The sequence below is a fragment of the Vibrio vulnificus CMCP6 genome (assembly GCF_000039765.1).
Taxonomy (GTDB): domain Bacteria; phylum Pseudomonadota; class Gammaproteobacteria; order Enterobacterales; family Vibrionaceae; genus Vibrio; species Vibrio vulnificus_B.
This window is the reverse complement of record NC_004459.3, coordinates 510,533-528,464: the sequence shown is the minus strand read 5'-3', so window position 1 is coordinate 528,464 and position 17,932 is coordinate 510,533. Positions and strand designations below refer to the sequence as shown.

The window sequence follows — 17,932 nt, the reverse complement described above, 5'->3', positions numbered from 1 at the left end:
GCAAATTTCTTCCCAATTTTTCCTGTATCTCTGTCACATTTTTGAGTAGAATTCCTCGGTTAAATTCTACTCTAAAATGTTGAGCCAACATGTTTGAAATCAATCCCATTAAAAACCGTCTACAGGACGTGTCTGAGCGCACAAATGTCCTGAGGGGGTATCTTTGACTATGACGCTAAGAAAGAGCGTCTAGAAGAAGTTAACGCAGAACTTGAACAACCGGACGTTTGGAACGAGCCTGATCGAGCGCAAGCTCTCGGTCGTGAACGTGCGTCACTGGAAGCGGTTGTTGAAACCATTGATCAACTTGATCAAGGTGTGGATGACGTTGAAGGTTTGCTTGAGTTGGCCATTGAAGCTGAAGATCAAGAGACCTTTGATGAAATCGGTCCAGAACTTGAAGCTTTAGAAGAGAAGCTCGCGGGCCTAGAGTTCCGTCGCATGTTCTCTGGCGCACACGATTCTTCAGATTGCTATATTGACCTGCAAGCAGGTTCTGGCGGTACAGAAGCACAAGACTGGACGAGCATGATGCTTCGCATGTATCTTCGTTGGGCTGAAGCGAAAGGCTTCAAAACCGAAGTGATCGAAGTCTCCGAAGGAGATGTTGCTGGCCTTAAGTCGGTCACCGTACGTATTATCGGTGATTATGCTTATGGTTGGTTGCGTACCGAAACGGGTGTTCACCGTTTGGTGCGTAAGTCTCCGTTTGACTCAGGCGGTCGTCGTCACACTTCTTTTGCTTCTGCGTTTGTTTACCCAGAGATTGATGAAAACATCGACATCGACATTAACCCTGCCGATCTCCGTATTGACGTGTATCGTGCGTCTGGTGCGGGTGGTCAGCACGTAAACACCACCGAATCTGCGGTACGTATTACCCACGTACCAACGAATACCGTGGTTCAGTGTCAGAACGACCGTTCTCAACACAAAAACAAAGATCAAGCGATGAAGCAGCTTCGCGCTAAGCTGTTTGAACTTGAGTTGCAAAAGCAAAATGCGGAAAAACAAGCTAATGAAGACGCTAAGTCTGACATTGGCTGGGGTAGCCAGATCCGTTCTTACGTATTGGATGATTCACGCATTAAAGACCTCCGTACGGGCGTCGAAAACCGTAATACTCAAGCGGTTCTTGACGGTGATCTGGACAAATTTATTGAAGCTAGCCTGAAATCAGGCCTTTAAGCTTTTCACCGACTAAACAGGATACATCGAAAATGACTGATGCTGTTCAAAACGAAACTGTACAAGAAGCCTCTGCACAAGAAGAGAATAAGCTCATTGCTGAACGCCGCGCAAAATTGGATCAAATCCGAAAGAGCTGCAAAGCAAATGGCCACCCAAACGACTTCCGTCGTGACAGCCTAGCTGGCGACCTTCAAAAAGAGTTCGGTGAAAAGAGTAAGGAAGAGCTAGAAGCACTTAACCACGTTGTTGCTATTGCGGGTCGTGTTATGGCGAAACGTGGTCCATTCTTGGTGATCCAAGAAACTTCTGGTCGTATCCAGGCTTACGCGGACAAAGATGTACAAAAAGTATTGAAAGACAAATACCAAGGTCTTGATATCGGTGACATCATCGGTGTGAAAGGTGCGCTGCACAAATCTGGCAAAGGCGACCTATACGTAAACATGGAAGAGTACGAGTTGCTAACTAAAGCACTTCGTCCACTGCCAGAGAAGTTCCACGGTCTCACTGACCAAGAAATGCGTTACCGTCAGCGTTATGTTGACCTCATCGTGAATGAAGATTCTCGTAATGCGTTTGTAGTACGTTCAAAAGTGATGTCGGCAATCCGTAATTTCATGATCTCTAAACAGTTCATGGAAGTTGAAACGCCAATGATGCACGTGATCCCTGGCGGTGCGAGTGCGCGTCCATTTGTTACGCACCACAATGCGCTAGATATGCCAATGTACCTACGTATTGCGCCAGAGCTATACCTGAAGCGTCTAGTTGTTGGTGGTTTTGATCGCGTATTCGAAATCAACCGTAACTTCCGTAACGAAGGTCTTTCTCCACGTCACAACCCTGAATTCACTATGATGGAATTCTACATGGCGTACGCGGACTACAAAGATCTGATGGATCTAACTGAAGAGCTACTAAGCTCGGTGGCTTTAGAAGTTCTAGGTTCAACGTCAATGCCTTACGGTGAGCATACTGTTGAGTTTGGTGGCACATACACTCGCATGAGCATGTTTGAAGCAATCAAGCACTACAACCCAGACCACGCGCAAATCCAAGCGCTAACGGAAGAAGACATTCAAAACCGTGACCTAATGGTTTCTATCGCGAAATCGGTTCACGTAGAAGTCGAACCTTTCTGGACATGTGGTCAGCTTCTTGAAGAGATCTTTGGTGAAACAGCAGAACCTAAGCTAATGCAGCCAACGTTCATCACTGGCTACCCAGCAGATATCTCTCCACTGGCTCGTCGTAGCGATGACAACCCGTTCTTCACAGACCGCTTTGAGTTCTTCATCGGTGGCCGTGAAGTGGCGAACGGTTTCTCTGAGCTTAACGATGCAGAAGACCAAGACGCACGTTTCAAAGCACAGGTTGAAGCGAAAGAGTCGGGTGATGACGAAGCCATGTTCTACGATGCAGACTACATCACAGCACTAGAGCACGGCCTACCACCGACTGCTGGTCAAGGTATCGGCATCGACCGTCTAGTGATGCTACTGACCAACACGCACACGATTCGTGACGTTATTCTATTCCCAGCGATGCGTCCTCAGGCGTAAGAGCAAATAGATTGAAAAACCACCTTCGGGTGGTTTTTTTTATCGAGCAGAATTCCTTTTACATCACTAAATGCTACCTGCATTCCAAGTATTAGTAATTGAGTCTAGAATTAATTAACTGTCTCATATTTGAAACAGACTTATGAATCATTAGTCTCGATAATGTAACTAACGATCGAAATAGTGAAAGGGTTGTATATGGCTACTCAGTTTAAGATGGATTCTGTACCGGGGTCATTGGTAGTGGTTGGTGGTACTTATGAGCCTTGGTTGTCCGTTTTGGAGCAGGTGGGCTGGAAGTGCCATCAATGTGCGGATTTACGCAAAGTGGACGCGCTGTTAGAAGATATTGGGCCATGCATCGGCATTGTTGACCTTAGCCATGATGAGTTCAGTCTCAATGGCATCGCTAATCTTGTGAGTACACACAAGCACGTGCGCTGGCTCGCCTTTATTCGTGAACAGCAACTCAGCTCTGACACGATTTGCCAGTTTATCGTTAACTTTTGTATCGACTTTTTCACCGCACCTATCCCTGATGCGCAACTGCTCAGTACGATAGGCCATCAATTGGGCATGTTAAAGCTCGAGAAGAAGGTTTGGCCGACGTTTGGCAATAATCAAGATATGGGACTGATTGGGGAATCGGTTCCTTTGAAGCGCCTACGCGATCAAATTAAACGCATTGGTCCTACCGATGTGAGCATTCTGATCAATGGGGAAAATGGCTCAGGAAAAGAAACGGTCGCTCGAGCCATTCATAAAATCTCATCGCGTGCGATGAAGCCATTCTTTTCTGTCAAATGTCGTGCAATGAGCGAGCAACGTTTTCAAGCGGATGTTTTTGGCATTGGGGCTGACGCAAATGCAGGGCCGTCAATACTAGAGCAGGCTGATGGTGGCACGGTGCTGTTTAATGACATTCTAACCATTTCCAAAACTCAGCAACTGCACCTTCTTCGTTTCTTGCAAGAAGGAACGATAGAAACCAGCGATGGTATGAAGAAGGTCAATGTCCGCATTTTGACGGCGAATGCTTCCGATATTGAAAAAGCATTGATCGATGGGGATTTTAGTGAAGAGCTTTACCACTACATCAATGTGCTGCGGATTAATGTGCCAAGTCTCAAAGAGCGTGCCAGTGACATCACCTTGTTGGCTCGTTACTACCTGCAAGAGTACTCAAAAGAGTATAACGCGCAGGCAAAAGGCTATTCTGAAGAAGCGCTGAGAGCTTTGATGCGTTATTACTGGCCTGGCAATGTACGCGAGCTGATGAATCAAATTAAGCGTGCTGTCTTGATGTCAGATAGCGTGATCATCGATGTGCCGCAATTGGATCTTCCTAAACGTGGCGATAGTAAACGCAGCTTAAAAAATATCCGTGAGAAAAGTGAGCGCGATGCGCTATTGCTGGTACTGGAATCTCATTCTGGTCAGGTCTCTAATGCCGCCAAAGAATTGGGGGTTTCACGTGCGACGATGTATCGACTGCTAAACAAACACAATTTGATTTCCGAACAAACGGTGTAGCGGAATATCCTGTTTAAATCACCCAAAGCTTGAGGCCATTCTATTGAATGGCCTTTTTACATTCAGATAATCATCTAACAACCTCATATTGCTAAGGTGAATATGTTATAACCAATCAATATGCAACTGACATTTAGTAGGATGTTTTGTAATTGCTGCATTGGAGAAAAAGTGATTGATTAGCAACCGTTTTTGCTTACAATTTAACCGTAACTTTCGAGTTATACCACATCAAAACTTTAGGATTAATAAACCATTGAAGGGGGCTAACATGTTGAAATTGAATGCAAATCAACCTGTTTGTGCTCTTCGTGATGCTCATTCATCTGAGATGAGTGTGGTTATCAGCATCGGCGCTGATACCGCTATCAATGGTTAGTTAATCCGCACCCTCATTGTTATTTAACTGAGCTGCGGAAAATGGCAGCTTAGTTTGTGTCTCTCTCTACGAGTTGATCTACCCGAAAGCACGTCATTTTTCTCAGCAATCATTTTTATTTGGAGAAAAATAATGCGTCACTCTATTTATTTGAAATTAGCCACTATTTTGGTTCAAGCCGATTTAAAACGTGAAGAACGTGAATGGGCGAAACGTGTCCGTCGTAGTAGTTATGAAATTCCTTGGAACAACGCCTTCTTACTAAGAGACATTGGTTTAGATGAAGGTGGTCGAGCGAACCCAAACACCACTCCGGACGAAGTCAAAGTCGCGCGTCGAATCCGTCATATTCGCCGTGTGCTTAGTGCGCGAATACCGACGTAATCGAAAGGGCTGTAACCTTGGTGGTTACAGCCCGCAATGTTATGGGCATGGATTGGAGTAGGTGGTACCAATCTGCTGTATTTTATTTAACACCTCATCTTCTAACTTGACATTGAGACTCTCGATATTGGCTTTAAGCTGATCGAGAGTCGTTGCTCCAATGATATTACTGGCGACAAATGGGCGTTGATTAACAAAAGCCAGCGCCATTTGCGCGGGATCCAAGCCGTAATCTCTGGCGAGTGAAACATACGCTTTGGTTGCTTCTAGCCCTTGCGGGGTAAAGTAGCGCTGAAAACGCTCAAAGAGAGTACAGCGAGCGCCTTTTGGGCGAGCGCCATCGAGGTATTTACCGCTTAACGTGCCAAACGCCATCGGAGAGTAGGCAAGCAACTGAACGCCTTCATAGTGGCTAATCTCGGACAAACCAACTTCAAAGCTGCGATTGAGTAAATTGTATGGATTTTGAATCGAAACAATTCTTGGTAAGTCGTGTTTTTCGGCTAAACGCAGCAAGGTCATTACGCCCCAAGGGGTTTCATTAGACACGCCTATATAACGTACCTTTCCTGCTTTAACGAGTTCATTCAGTGCTTCTAGCGTTTCAATGAGCGTCACTTCTTCTTGCGCATCGGGATAAGGGTAGTTGAGTTGACCAAAGCAGTTGGTTTGACGCTGAGGCCAATGTAATTGATAGAGATCGACATAATCGGTTTGTAGGCGCGTTAGGCTGTCATCGATCGCCGTATGAATATGGCGTCGGTTTAAACTCATGTTGTCTCGAATATAGGGAACATTGCGAGGGCCGGCTATTTTTGTGGCGATGAGGACTTTTTCACGTTTGCCACTTTTGCTTAGCCAATTACCGATAAACTGCTCCGTTAACCCCTGGCTTTGTGCTTTTGGTGGTACCGGATACATTTCTGCTGTATCAATAAAATTAATACCTTGAGCGACCGCATAATCGAGTTGTTCGAAAGCGTCTTGTTGAGAGTTTTGTTCACCAAAGGTCATGGTTCCAAGGCAAAGTTTGCTGATCTCAAGCGTGGAATGGGGCAGCTTAGTGTATTGCATGGCACTTCCTTGTTAATTGGATTTATTGTCGGTTACCTATTGTTCAACATCTTATGCCGACTTAACGCTCAGGAGAAGAGGTGAAGATGCAATATCATAATTGATAATTTCATCAACTTAAGCGAGCTTCTCTCTTGCCCTACCATATTGATCATGGACTACACTTACAGCCTAATGGACAAATCGCGAAATCGGATTGAGGTAGGCTATGCAGAAACATCAATTGGATCTTTGGCTACACAGTAAACATCATGATCATTATGTGCCGCCTAAAATGTTCGTAATAGGTTGCTCTGATGCCAATGAGTATCTGTTGGCCATAGAGTACAAACATCATCTTGAGCCTATTAAACAAGGGGAGGAATTGATGCATTTCTCGTCTTTGGATTTAGTGAAAGAAGAATTACTGAGATTGGGGGTGGAGAAAGCGTATCTTCGTTTACATAACGTCTACGAAGAAGTTGGTAGCGACCGATTGGCTTCTTACTATGATATTGAACTGCAACTCACTCCTCATTGAGCAATGAGTTGAAGGCATTTTGCAAAATCTGAGCGGTAAACTGAGTTCGTAAATAAAATCCACGTGGCAGTGTTTTAATCGGTTTTCCGTTGATGTTATACGCTTCGGTGAGTGCTTTGCTATTCGCGGCTTTTGGTCTGAGATGAAGAGCCACGCCATGTCGGGCCGAAATTTGATCAAATTGACCAAACACGATCATCTCCATCAATTCTTCCCAGTCATTTTTGAGTAATATTTCTTCCTCGTCATTGGGAGACCAAAGCAGTGGTGTACCGACATGACGCTCTGCCAGTGGGATTTCTCGCTCCCCTTCAACCGGAATCCATAACACGCGGGAGAGTTTATTGCGCACATGACTGGTTTCCCACGTTAATCCATGCACACCCGTCAGTGGTGCTACGCAGACAAACGTCGTTTCAAGCGGTTTGCCGCTATAACTGACGGGAATACTTTTTAACTCAATACCCAGTTCGGAAAAATCCTGCTGTGGTTTACTGCCAGCAGGCGCGCCTAAGTGCCACTCAAGAAGTTGCCCCACCCAACCTTTGTCGCGTTTGAGATCCAGAGGAACGTCCATATTCGCTTCTTCTGCCAACTCGGCGAAGCTACAACCTGCAATTTGATTCGCTCGTTGGAGCAGTTCTGCTTCTGTTTGTGGAATGGGTTTCATAACCAAGGCCGTAATAATGGGAAAGCGATATGGTAACAAAGAATCGGATCGAAGCGATACGCTCAAGGATCATCATTGCTGGTGTTTTGATCTATTAATAAGTTATCCACAGAAAGGGGCGTTCTCAAAGGTGAAAAGTAAAATCATGGATCAATAAACAGTATATGGTAAGCGATATTTTGCTTGATTTTTGGTGATGTTAGTCATTTTTAAAACTTTGAGTGTGGATAAAATAGGCGTTGTATGATCTTTGACCGATCTGTTTGTGGTCAAAAGATCATCAAGAGTTAGTTTGCTGAAAGATCTTGTTTGTATTTTTAATTGATTGAATATTAAAGGCTATTTTTTATTTTTGGAAAGAGGTAATGTTTATGAGTGAGTGATGATGAAACTATCATTGACGAAAAGAAGTTATTCTTCACAAAGTTATTCACAGAAAAGGTGAATAAATGTGGTCTGTGTCTCAAACTTGTGTTGATAACTGTTTTTGTGCTGAAAAGTTATTCAATTGGGTCTGAAACACGATAAATCTTAGCTATATCACATCAGTAAGTTTGCTACTGTTGGGGATATGTGGAAAAATCACTGTAATAAAAAACTTATCTTAGAGGTTAGCCAGTGATAGATGGCGATGGTTACCGGCTAAATGTTGGTATAGTGATTTGTAATAACCATGGTCAGGTCTTCTGGGCTAAGCGATACGGGCAACACTCTTGGCAATTTCCTCAAGGGGGGATTGATGATGGTGAGACTCCGGAACAAGCAATGTTTCGAGAGTTGTATGAAGAAGTCGGTCTAACGCACAAAGACGTTAAGATCATTGCGAGCAGTCGTCATTGGTTAAGATATAAGCTACCAAAGAGACTGGTTCGTTGGGACTCTAAGCCTGTTTGTATCGGCCAAAAGCAGAAATGGTTCCTTTTGCGTCTTGAGTGCGATGAATCCAAGATCAATATGCAAAAAGGTAGCTCTCCTGAATTTGATGGTTGGCGTTGGGTTAGCTATTGGTATCCTGTGCGTCAGGTGGTTTCATTTAAGCGAGACGTTTATCGCCGAGCGATGAAGGAATTTGCATCGTTAGCCATGCCTTTTCGCGAACGTAAATTGAAAGGTAAAAAAGTTAAACGAAGAGGATAACCATGCTGAGTCAACTCAGGGAGATAGTTGAAAAGGTTTCTCGTGTCGAGGATGTTCACCAAGCATTGAATACGTTGGTACGAGAAACTTGCACAGCATTGAGCACAGAGTGTTGCACGATTTATCTGGCGAATGAAGAAAGGCAACGACTAGAGCTAATGGCAACGCAAGGCCTGACTTTTCATGGCGACAGTATTCACATCCAGTTTGAAGAGGGCTTGGTTGGCTTAGTGAAACGCAGCGCCGAGCCTCTTAACTTAGCCGAAGCCTCGAAGCATCCCGCTTTTAAATATTTTCCTCAGTTAGGCGAAGAAACGTATCACTCGTTTTTAGGTGCGCCGATCATCCATCGTAAAAAAGTATTGGGCGTGCTGGTTATCCAGCAGAAAACCCCACGACTTTTCAGCGAGATGGAAGAATCCTTCCTTGTCACTCTATCCGCTCAGTTAGCCGTCATCATTGCGCATGCACAAAGTCTTGGCCATTGGTCATTGGCGTCTAAACCTGCTGCGGTGCAGGGCATTGCCGCTTCAAGTGGGGTCGCAATTGGCGAGTTTTGGTATGACAATTCACAGCCGATATTGTCGGAGGTGTGCCCAGCCTCGACACTCGATAAAGAGCGAGAGCAAGAGTGGTTAGCTGTTGCGATTGAAGCCGCGTTGGCGGATTTTCGCCGTATGCGCAAAAAGTTCGACAGTGAAATCAATAAAGATGCGCTGGCCATATTCGATCTCTTCACGCACTTGCTGAACGATCCTATGTTACGTACAGACTTGAAAAAGCATGTGGAGCGCGGAGATCGCGCGGACTGGGCATTGCGTCAAGTGGTCGAAAGCTATTCCAGTCGCTTTGCACGAATGTCGGATGTTTACCTGAGAGAGCGAGCGCATGATATTCGTGAGTTAGGTCAGCGTTTACTGTTCTTTTTACACAACAGTGAGCAAGAGCAGCCAAGAATTGAGCGACCGGTAATTTTGGTTGCCAATGAACTCACCGCTTCACTTTTGGCGTCTGTACCGAAAAAATACCTGTTGGCAGTGGTGGCATTAGAAGGCGCGGCGAACTCCCACGCTGCGATTTTATCCAGAGCGCTAGGAGTGCCTGCTGTCATGGGGGCGAACCTGAATCTGGAAGAGGTGCATGGCAAGCAGGGGATCGTCGATGGCTACTCCGGCGAGATTTATATTCAGCCTAATCGCCAGATTTTGCGTGAGTACCGCAGCCTTGTAACGGAAGAGAGTGAATTGTTCGCGATGGTGAACAAGGAGCTTGCTCTGCCCGCGAAAACTCAGGATAACGTCGACGTCGAGGTATTACTCAACGCGGGCTTGAGCGCCGACAGTAATATCGCGATCAACGCGGGTGTGGATGGTGTGGGATTATATCGCACTGAAATTGCTTTTCTCTTGCAACATCGTTTTCCTTCTGAGGATGAGCAATATCAGCAATATCGCGCTATTTTAAGTAGTTATCCTCAGCAGCGAGTGGTGATGCGCACCTTAGATATTGGCGGTGATAAACCGCTGCCTTACCTGCCTATTGAAGAGGATAACCCCTTTTTAGGCTGGCGTGGGATCCGTTTTACCCTAGATCATCCAGACATCTTCCTTATCCAGTTACGAGCCATGTTACGAGCCAGTGCTGAGCATGGCAATTTGAGTATTCTCTTGCCGATGATTTCTGGTGTCGGAGAGCTTGATGACGCCATTCGTTTGATTCAGCAAGCTTATCATGAGGTCGTGTTGCTGGATGAACGCGTGGTGATGCCACAAATTGGCGTGATGATTGAAGTCCCTTCGATGGTCTATTTGATTCCATCAATTGCTCAGCGCGTGGATTTTGTCTCGGTGGGGACAAACGACTTAACGCAATATTTATTGGCTGTGGATCGGAACAATGCACGAGTTTCTGATGTCTATGAATCGTTGCATCCAGCGGTATTGCAAGCCCTGCAGCAGATTTATCAGCAGTGTGGACAATACCACTTACCCGTTTGTATTTGTGGCGAGTTAGCGGGAGACCCATTTGGCGCATTACTGCTACTTGGTTTGGGTTACCGTAGTTTGAGCATGAACACCTCAAACGTCGCGCGGATCAAATATTTGATTCGCCATAGCCAATTGAGCGATTTACAAGCCTTGTCTCAACAAGCTTTGTCGCTTTCTTATGGCAAGGATATTCACCAGTTGATGCGGGATTATTTTATTAATCATGATTTTGCCGGTTTTATCCGTGCAGGTAAGAAGTAGGTTGCTGTGACGTTTGAATTATTAAGTGTGTTGTTGGTGCTGGGTGCGTTTGTTGGCGTGATGGCAGGGTTATTAGGCATCGGTGGTGGTTTGATTGTGGTGCCTGCGTTGCTTTACTTATTGCCGTGGGCTGGAATTCCCACAGAATTGAGCATGCACATGGCATTAGCAACGTCTTTAGCCAGTATTATTGTTACCTCGGGCTCTTCAGCGTTAAATCATCTCAAATTGGGCAACGTGGATATCTTTGTCGTGAAGTGGCTGATGCCGGGAGTGGTGATTGGTGGATTTGTCGGGGCGAATATCGCCGAATGGATCCCAACCCAATATTTGCCGAGAGTGTTTGGGGTTATCGTTTTATTCTTGGCACTGCAAATGTTCCGCTCGATTCGAGTGACGACAACCCGCGCAATGCCAAGCAGCCCAGTCACCATGCTGTATGGTACAGGTATCGGAGTGGTATCGAGTTTAGCAGGGATCGGTGGTGGTTCTTTATCGGTTCCGTTTCTTAACCGACACGGCGTTGAAATGCGCAAAGCTGTTGGATCCTCATCGGTATGCGGTTGTGTGATTGCGATAGCGGGGATGACGGGATTCATCCTGCATGGCTACAGCGTCGCTTCATTACCTGATTACAGTGTGGGCTATGTTTATCTACCAGCCCTGCTGGCGATTGCAGGAACCTCAATGCTAACCACTCGAATTGGTGCTCGCTGGGCCACCACGCTTCCAACGGCAAAGCTGAAAAAAATCTTTGCGTTATTTTTAATGTTTGTCGCGCTCAGCATGTTAGTCTAGCCGCGTTATTTCAAAGTTGATGATTAAGAGTACTTCATTATGTCTCAGGGTTACCTGCCTTTTCCTAATATCGACCCCGTCTTTTTCTCGATAGGACCCATCTCAGTTCGTTGGTACGGGTTGATGTATCTATTTGGTTTTTTGTTTGCGATGTGGCTCGCCAATCGCCGAGCAGACAAACCGGGCAGTGGCTGGACGCGAGAGCAAGTTTCGGACTTGCTGTTCGCTGGATTCCTAGGCGTTGTGCTGGGTGGTCGCATTGGGTACGTGCTGTTCTATAACTTCGATCTCTTCCTCGCTGATCCGATTTACCTCTTTAAAGTCTGGACAGGTGGCATGTCTTTCCATGGCGGCTTGCTGGGTGTCATTACGGCTATGCTCTGGTACGCGAAGAAAAATGGCCGAACCTTTTTTGGCGTGGCGGACTTCGTTGCTCCGTTAGTGCCATTTGGCTTAGGGGTAGGGCGCTTAGGCAACTTTATGAACGGCGAGCTTTGGGGCAGAGTGACCGATGTGCCTTGGGCGATGGTGTTCCCAACCGGCGGACCACTACCACGCCACCCTTCGCAATTGTATGAGATGGCATTAGAAGGGGTGGTGCTGTTCTTTATCCTCAACTGGTTTATCCGCAAACCAAGACCTTTAGGATCCGTATCTGGTTTATTCCTTGCTGGTTATGGTACATTCCGTTTCCTCGTTGAATACGTGCGTGAGCCGGATGCGCAACTGGGTCTGTTTGGTGGTTTCATTTCAATGGGACAGATCTTGTCGTCACCGATGATTATTGGTGGATTGGCGCTGATGGCTTGGGCTTATAAACGTGGCCACTATCAAGACAAAGTAACCGTGAAGTAAGGAATTGAAGTGAAACAATATTTAGAATTGTGCCGTCGCATCGTTGATGAAGGGCACTGGGTTGAAAATGAACGTACCGGTAAGCGCTGCCTTACTGTGATCAACGCGGATTTAACCTACGATGTTGCCAACAATCAGTTTCCTTTGGTTACCACGCGTAAGAGTTTCTGGAAGGCGGCGGTTGCAGAGTTGCTTGGCTACATTCGAGGTTATGACAATGCGGAAGATTTTCGCAAGTTAGGTACGAAAACCTGGGATGCGAACGCCAATCTCAATGATGCTTGGTTGAATAACCCATATCGCAAAGGCGAAGATGACATGGGCCGTGTCTACGGCGTACAAGGTCGAGCTTGGGCGAAGCCTGATGGTGGTCATATCGACCAATTGCGTAAAATTGTCGATGACCTGACGCGCGGAGTAGACGATCGCGGGGAGATCCTCAATTTCTACAACCCAGGTGAATTTCATATGGGTTGTTTGCGCCCTTGTATGTACAGTCATCACTTCTCATTGCTGGGTGATACGTTATACCTCAATAGCACACAACGTTCGTGTGACGTGCCACTGGGGCTGAATTTCAACATGGTCCAGGTGTATGTGTTCTTGGCGATCATGGCACAGATTACGGGCAAGAAACCGGGCCAAGCATTCCATAAGATTGTTAATGCACATATCTATGAAGATCAGTTAGCACTGATGCGTGATGTGCAACTCAAGCGAGAACCGTTACAAGCGCCAACGTTCCACATCAACCCTGAGATCAAATCTTTGGAAGATCTGGAAACTTGGGTCACTTTGGATGATTTCTGGGTAGAAGGGTATGAACATCATGACCCAATCCAGTACCCATTCTCGGTATAACATCACGATGGTTGAAAAGGGCTCCTAGAGCCCTTTTTTGTTACCTACAGCGTTTGTGCTATTTGAGCGCATTGGCGACAAATTTATAGATAGGATCCGCTGGGGCGGGTTTGGCGATGGCTGGGCTAATGAATTTTGGTGGCTGAATGAGGCCATCTGCGACCAGCGACTTGATGGTGGAGAAATAGCGTATTTCTGTTTTGCCTGCGAGCAACAAATTAAAATCGTCGCCGAGCTGATCATAGGCATTGAGGATTTCTCTAAAGCCGCGTAGATAGAGATAATCCTTGGTATAACCACCGCCACGATAGACGCGAGCCGTAATCGTAAATGCTGTCATGTCATCCGTTTTATACTGCTCTTTGAGCAGTAAAAAGGTATTGCGAAAATCTCGATCTTTGATCATCGATTCGACAGCAATAACTCGAAGAGCCAAGGTTCTAAGGCGTTTGAGACTAAAATGCCCAGAGAGAAACTCACAGAGAATAGCCAATCCTTCTTGTGTGGTCGTATTTACTGGGCAACCCAAGCTGAGTAATTTCAACGGCTGGGCTCGCCCGTTCAACGTCGTAAGCAAGTGAACACCGAGTTCATGATGGGCAAGAGCGTGCATCTCTTTCGTGGTGATGCTGGCCGAAGCATTAATTTTCACTTTGGTTCCCGAGACCAGCGCATTAGCAATCATGCTGTTGTTGATCTCAATCTCCCCTGTATAGCCATGATCCTGACAAAACTGCTGCATAAAGGCGGCGATTTCATGGCAATCGTGGCGCTGGGAGGCTTCTTCTTCAATGGGAAGATGCAATAAAAAATTGGCATTACGGATATCTTTGCTGCTCGGTTCACCATAATAACGCAGTGAGTTATAGAGAAACTCCGCATTACCGATGGAACAAAGTTGATCGAGTTTGTCTGCATAAGACTGGATCACTTCCGCGTACAGAGCACGTAGCTTCACGCTGTCGATGTTTTCAATGGGAAGAGAGTAAAGATTTCGCTTAGCTTGATGAACATCAAACGTTTGATCTTTGTAGGTAAAGCTGGGTTCAATGGAAAAGCGATTATCAAAAAAGAGCTGCCGCTCTTCCTTGTAGTTTTGCGGCGTGACACTGCTCAAAATGTCTATGTTTTCAACAAGTAGAGAAAGTTGGTCGTCAATCTTTCTTGCCGCTTCTAACCGTTGTTGGTTCTCTTTATGTTCCATCATTGCGTACACCGCTGTTTTTCTTCAGTGTGTATCAGCCAACGATTTTTGCCAATGAAAACCTTTGCTTCAGCAACAAAAAAGGAGAGCAATTTGCTCTCCTTTTCCGGTATTTCAATGTTCTATGCCGTTAGTGCCAGAATCGACCCTGGGATGAAGATGAATACTGCAAGTAGGTACCCAGCAACCACCGCTTTGTTCTTAATCGCCATCTCTGAAATGAATTCTGCACCTTTAATTGGGATTTCGCGTAAGAACGGAATACCAAAGATGAACAGAGTTGCTAACACGTTAAAGGTTAAGTGGACGAGAGCAATCTGTAGTGCAAACACAGCAAACTCACCAGAAACTGCCGTTGCTGCAAGCAGTGCGGTAATACAAGTACCAATGTTCGCACCCAGAGTGAATGGGTAAACATCACGTACTTTCAGTACACCAGTACCAACGAGTGGAACCATTAAGCTGGTTGTTGTTGATGAAGACTGAACCAACACCGTTACGATAGAGCCTGACACGATACCGTGGATAGGACCGCGGCCAATTGCGTTCTTCAGGATGTCACGAGCGCGGCCAACCATTAGGCTCTTCATCAATTTACCCATCACCGTGATAGCAACGAAGATGGTAGCGATACCCAGTACAATCAGCGCAACACCTGCAAAAGTATCACCAAATGTGCTTAGTGGACCTTTCACTGCACTTACGACAGGTTTGGTAATTGGCTTGATGAAGTCAAACCCTTTCATGCTCATATCACCCGTGTTCAATAGTGGTGACACAAGCCAGTGAGACACTTTCTCTAGAATGCCGAACATCATTTCCAAAGGAAGGAAGATGGCAACCGCAAGTAGGTTGAAGAAATCGTGAATTGTCGCACTTGCAAAAGCGCGCTTGAATTCTTCTTTACAGCGTACGTGGCCAAGAGAAACCAAGGTGTTTGTTACTGTGGTGCCAATGTTTGCACCCATAACCATAGGGATTGCAGTTTCTACTGGTAAGCCACCAGCGACCAAACCGACGATAATCGAGGTCACAGTACTGGAAGATTGAATAAGAGCTGTCGCCACAAGACCAATCATTAGGCCCGCAACAGGGTGTGAGGCAAACTCAAAAAGTACTTTAGCTTGATCGCCAGTAGCCAGTTTAAAACCACTACCTACCATAGATACTGCTAAAAGTAGCAGGTATAACATGAATGCCAAGTTAGCCCAGCGAAGCCAACGAGTTGTGCTCGAAATTGGCGTTGCTGCCGTAGTAGCTTGGTTCATCATAATTTTCTCCATTGACCGTCTAAATCTCAGTTTGGTCTGTTGTTGAAACTGAGGCCGATACTAGAGATGAAATATTTCAGTAATATGACAATTCGGTGTCATCTGGATATTTTCACCGTTGAGCTCGGATTAATTTGCTGAAATAAAAATAACTCATCATTAAGTTTTTGATTTTTAGTTGTTTTTTACTTCATCTCAAGCGGTTGTTTTTTGGTTCAATTAGTGGGTGGTATGTCACAAAATATGACAATATGAAATTGATTGGTTCTGTTTTTTTTAATGTTATTGCGTTTTAAATTCGGTTTTTTCGATATAATTGGCGACGTCTGTCATATTTGTCACGTTCTCAGGGACGGCAGTGGTTTCTTTTAAGGAAGGGTTATGTCACATCTCAATTATAATCACCTCTACTATTTCTGGATGGTTTGTAAGCAAGGTTCCGTTACTAAAGCGGCAGACGCGCTGTTTCTCACGCCACAAACGGTGACTGGACAGATCAAAGCGCTAGAAGATCGCATGAAAGGCAAGCTGACAAAGCGAAACGGCCGTACCGTTGAACCCACTGAGCTTGGGCAATTGGTATTCAAATACGCTGACCGTATGTTCGGTTTAAGTTACGAAATGCTCGATATCGTCAACTATAGCCAGCATGCCAATATTCTATTTGAAGTCGGTGTTGCTGATGCGTTGTCAAAACGGCTAGTGAGTAAGGTGCTGAAAACCACTGTACCTCAAGACAAAAAAATCCACTTATGTTGTTACGAATCGACGCACGAATTGCTGCTGGAACGTTTGGCACAACACAAGCTCGACATGATTCTGTCTGATTGTCCTGTCGACTCGACACAAAGTCCCGGCCTATATAGTAAGAAACTGGGTGAGTCGAGCATGAGTTTCTTCTCTTCCACCAAAATAGATAATGCTGAATTTCCCGCAATTTTGGAGCAGAAAAAACTGTTGATTCCTGGGAGCCGAACAGCGATGGGGCGTAAGGTTTTACAGTGGTTTGATCGCCAAGGGATTCAACCTGATGTCTTAGGGGAATTTGATGATGTGGCCCTAATGAAAGCCTTTGCTCGCTACCATGATGACGTCATTTTCCTTGCCCCGACCGTCTATATCTCAGAAATCGAAGAAGATCTGACTTTACAACTCATTGGCCATGTTGACGATCTCAAAGAAGAGTATTACGTGATCTTTGCTGAGCGTATGATTCAACATCCCGCAGTAAAGAATGTATGTGACGCAGATTTTAGCCAATTGTTTGAATGAAACCGTTCCCTTGAATACCCCAAATAGATTACTATCTACAAAAATATAAACCTAAATTATAAAATTGTTTAACACAACTATCTGCAACAACCGTTGGGACATGTGAGTTGTAGCTAGAGGACCAACACATGAACTTAAAAGATATGGAGCAGAATTCTGCTAAAGCTGTCGTATTACTCAAAGCCATGGCCAATGAAAGACGCCTGCAAATCTTATGCATGCTACACAATCAAGAGCTATCGGTCGGGGAACTTTGTGCCAAATTGCAATTAAGTCAGTCTGCATTGTCTCAGCATCTGGCATGGTTGCGTCGTGATGGTTTGGTGACCACGCGTAAAGAAGCACAAACGGTTTACTACACTCTGAAAAGTGAAGAAGTAAAAGCAATGATTAAACTGCTGCACAGTCTTTATTGCGAAGAATAATGCTTTTGCGTGCCGTGTAGAAAAGAAAAGCTGGCTTACAAGCCAGCTTTTTTATATGGGTAATTTGATAGCAATAAAAAAACCGGCATAAAGCCGGCTTTTTTCACTGAATCGAGACTCTATTAAAGAGCTTTGATTTGTGCAGCGAAACGAGACTTGTGACGAGCTGCTTTATTCTTGTGAATAAGGCCTTTAGTCGCCATGCGGTCTAGGATCGGTGTAACTACAGCGAATGCAGCAGTTGCAGCTTCTTTATCGCCAGCAGCGATTGCAGCAACAGTTTTTTTCATGTAAGTGCGCATCATTGAACGACGGCTAGCATTGTGCTGACGACGTTTCTCAGCTTGGATAGCGCGCTTCTTAGCAGATTTGTTATTTGCCAAGGGTCTAACTCCCAAAAACTTTAGTTCGGTGACAATTTAAGGGCGAGGAATATCCCTCATTTATGCCCGATTGTCAAATGATTTGTGCAAAAACCCCATCGCGACCAAAACAAGTTTTGGTAAGAAAGGGCATCGCGGTTAAGATGGCGGGGATTCTATCAGCA

17 protein-coding genes are annotated in these 17,932 nt (G+C 45.3%); 12 read left to right on the top strand and 5 right to left on the bottom strand.

The window, feature by feature from the left end:
• Positions 1-89: 89 nt before the first annotated feature.
• From prfB to VV1_RS02550, 4 genes are all read left to right on the top strand, one after another.
• A protein-coding gene (gene prfB / locus VV1_RS02565; RefSeq protein WP_096325347.1) for a peptide chain release factor 2 occupies positions 90-1,188 on the top strand; the annotation gives its coding sequence in 2 pieces (ribosomal slippage) (positions 90-164 and positions 166-1,188; 1,098 coding nt in all).
• 32 nt (positions 1,189-1,220) lie between these two features.
• Positions 1,221-2,753, top strand: a complete 1,533-nt coding sequence (gene lysS / locus VV1_RS02560) for a lysine--tRNA ligase (protein WP_011078614.1) — start codon at positions 1,221-1,223, stop codon at positions 2,751-2,753.
• 198 nt (positions 2,754-2,951) lie between these two features.
• On the top strand, positions 2,952-4,286 hold the full coding sequence (gene vpsR / locus VV1_RS02555; RefSeq protein ID WP_011078613.1) for a cyclic-di-GMP-binding transcriptional regulator VpsR: 1,335 nt from the start codon (positions 2,952-2,954) through the stop codon (positions 4,284-4,286).
• 511 nt (positions 4,287-4,797) lie between these two features.
• Positions 4,798-5,049 carry a hypothetical protein gene (locus VV1_RS02550; RefSeq protein WP_011078612.1) on the top strand — a complete coding sequence of 84 codons (252 nt, stop codon included), beginning with the start codon at positions 4,798-4,800 and terminating at the stop codon, positions 5,047-5,049.
• Between the two features lie 39 nt (positions 5,050-5,088).
• On the opposite strand, the gene VV1_RS02545 is transcribed toward VV1_RS02550, so the two are convergent.
• Complete coding sequence (locus tag VV1_RS02545; RefSeq protein ID WP_011078611.1) at positions 5,089-6,123, bottom strand: NADP(H)-dependent aldo-keto reductase; 1,035 nt, start codon at positions 6,121-6,123, stop codon at positions 5,089-5,091.
• Positions 6,124-6,331: 208 nt separating this feature from the next.
• Here VV1_RS02545 and VV1_RS02540 point away from each other — a divergent pair, with 208 nt between their 5' ends.
• A complete protein-coding gene (locus tag VV1_RS02540; RefSeq protein ID WP_011078610.1) occupies positions 6,332-6,643 on the top strand; it encodes a hypothetical protein in 312 nt (103 codons plus the stop codon).
• On the opposite strand, the gene mutH is transcribed toward VV1_RS02540, so the two are convergent.
• Positions 6,630-7,313 (bottom strand): DNA mismatch repair endonuclease MutH, encoded by a 684-nt coding sequence (gene mutH / locus VV1_RS02535; RefSeq protein WP_011078609.1) that lies wholly within the window; start codon positions 7,311-7,313, stop codon positions 6,630-6,632. The genes VV1_RS02540 and mutH overlap by 14 nt on opposite strands.
• Positions 7,314-7,931: 618 nt before the next feature.
• Here mutH and rppH point away from each other — a divergent pair.
• The 5 genes from rppH to VV1_RS02510 are packed head-to-tail and all read left to right on the top strand — an operon-like array spanning position 7,932 to position 13,213.
• Positions 7,932-8,450: an RNA pyrophosphohydrolase gene (gene rppH, locus VV1_RS02530; protein WP_011078608.1), complete on the top strand. Its 519-nt coding sequence runs from the start codon at positions 7,932-7,934 to the stop codon at positions 8,448-8,450.
• Positions 8,451-8,452: 2 nt separating this feature from the next.
• Positions 8,453-10,699, top strand: coding sequence for a phosphoenolpyruvate--protein phosphotransferase (gene ptsP, locus VV1_RS02525; RefSeq protein WP_011078607.1), 2,247 nt, complete (start codon positions 8,453-8,455; stop codon positions 10,697-10,699).
• A gap of 6 nt (positions 10,700-10,705) precedes the next feature.
• Positions 10,706-11,497: a sulfite exporter TauE/SafE family protein gene (locus VV1_RS02520; RefSeq protein WP_011078606.1), complete on the top strand. Its 792-nt coding sequence runs from the start codon at positions 10,706-10,708 to the stop codon at positions 11,495-11,497.
• A gap of 39 nt (positions 11,498-11,536) precedes the next feature.
• Positions 11,537-12,352 (top strand): prolipoprotein diacylglyceryl transferase, encoded by an 816-nt coding sequence (gene lgt / locus VV1_RS02515; protein ID WP_011078605.1) that lies wholly within the window; start codon positions 11,537-11,539, stop codon positions 12,350-12,352.
• Positions 12,353-12,361: 9 nt separating this feature from the next.
• Positions 12,362-13,213 carry a thymidylate synthase gene (locus VV1_RS02510; RefSeq protein ID WP_011078604.1) on the top strand — a complete coding sequence of 284 codons (852 nt, stop codon included), beginning with the start codon at positions 12,362-12,364 and terminating at the stop codon, positions 13,211-13,213.
• 58 nt (positions 13,214-13,271) lie between these two features.
• On the opposite strand, the gene VV1_RS02505 is transcribed toward VV1_RS02510, so the two are convergent.
• Positions 13,272-14,420, bottom strand: coding sequence for a flavohemoglobin expression-modulating QEGLA motif protein (locus VV1_RS02505; protein ID WP_013572392.1), 1,149 nt, complete (start codon positions 14,418-14,420; stop codon positions 13,272-13,274).
• A gap of 119 nt (positions 14,421-14,539) precedes the next feature.
• The gene (locus VV1_RS02500) at positions 14,540-15,688 is read right to left on the bottom strand and encodes a Na/Pi symporter (RefSeq protein WP_013572391.1); all 1,149 of its coding nucleotides are present in this window, start codon (positions 15,686-15,688) and stop codon (positions 14,540-14,542) included.
• Between the two features lie 381 nt (positions 15,689-16,069).
• Here VV1_RS02500 and nhaR point away from each other — a divergent pair, with 381 nt between their 5' ends.
• Positions 16,070-16,960 (top strand): transcriptional activator NhaR, encoded by an 891-nt coding sequence (nhaR, locus tag VV1_RS02495; RefSeq protein WP_011078601.1) that lies wholly within the window; start codon positions 16,070-16,072, stop codon positions 16,958-16,960.
• Positions 16,961-17,088: 128 nt separating this feature from the next.
• Positions 17,089-17,385 carry an ArsR/SmtB family transcription factor gene (locus VV1_RS02490; RefSeq protein ID WP_011078600.1) on the top strand — a complete coding sequence of 99 codons (297 nt, stop codon included), beginning with the start codon at positions 17,089-17,091 and terminating at the stop codon, positions 17,383-17,385.
• A gap of 122 nt (positions 17,386-17,507) precedes the next feature.
• On the opposite strand, the gene rpsT is transcribed toward VV1_RS02490, so the two are convergent.
• Positions 17,508-17,768: a 30S ribosomal protein S20 gene (gene rpsT, locus VV1_RS02485; RefSeq protein WP_011078599.1), complete on the bottom strand. Its 261-nt coding sequence runs from the start codon at positions 17,766-17,768 to the stop codon at positions 17,508-17,510.
• Positions 17,769-17,932 lie beyond the last annotated feature (164 nt).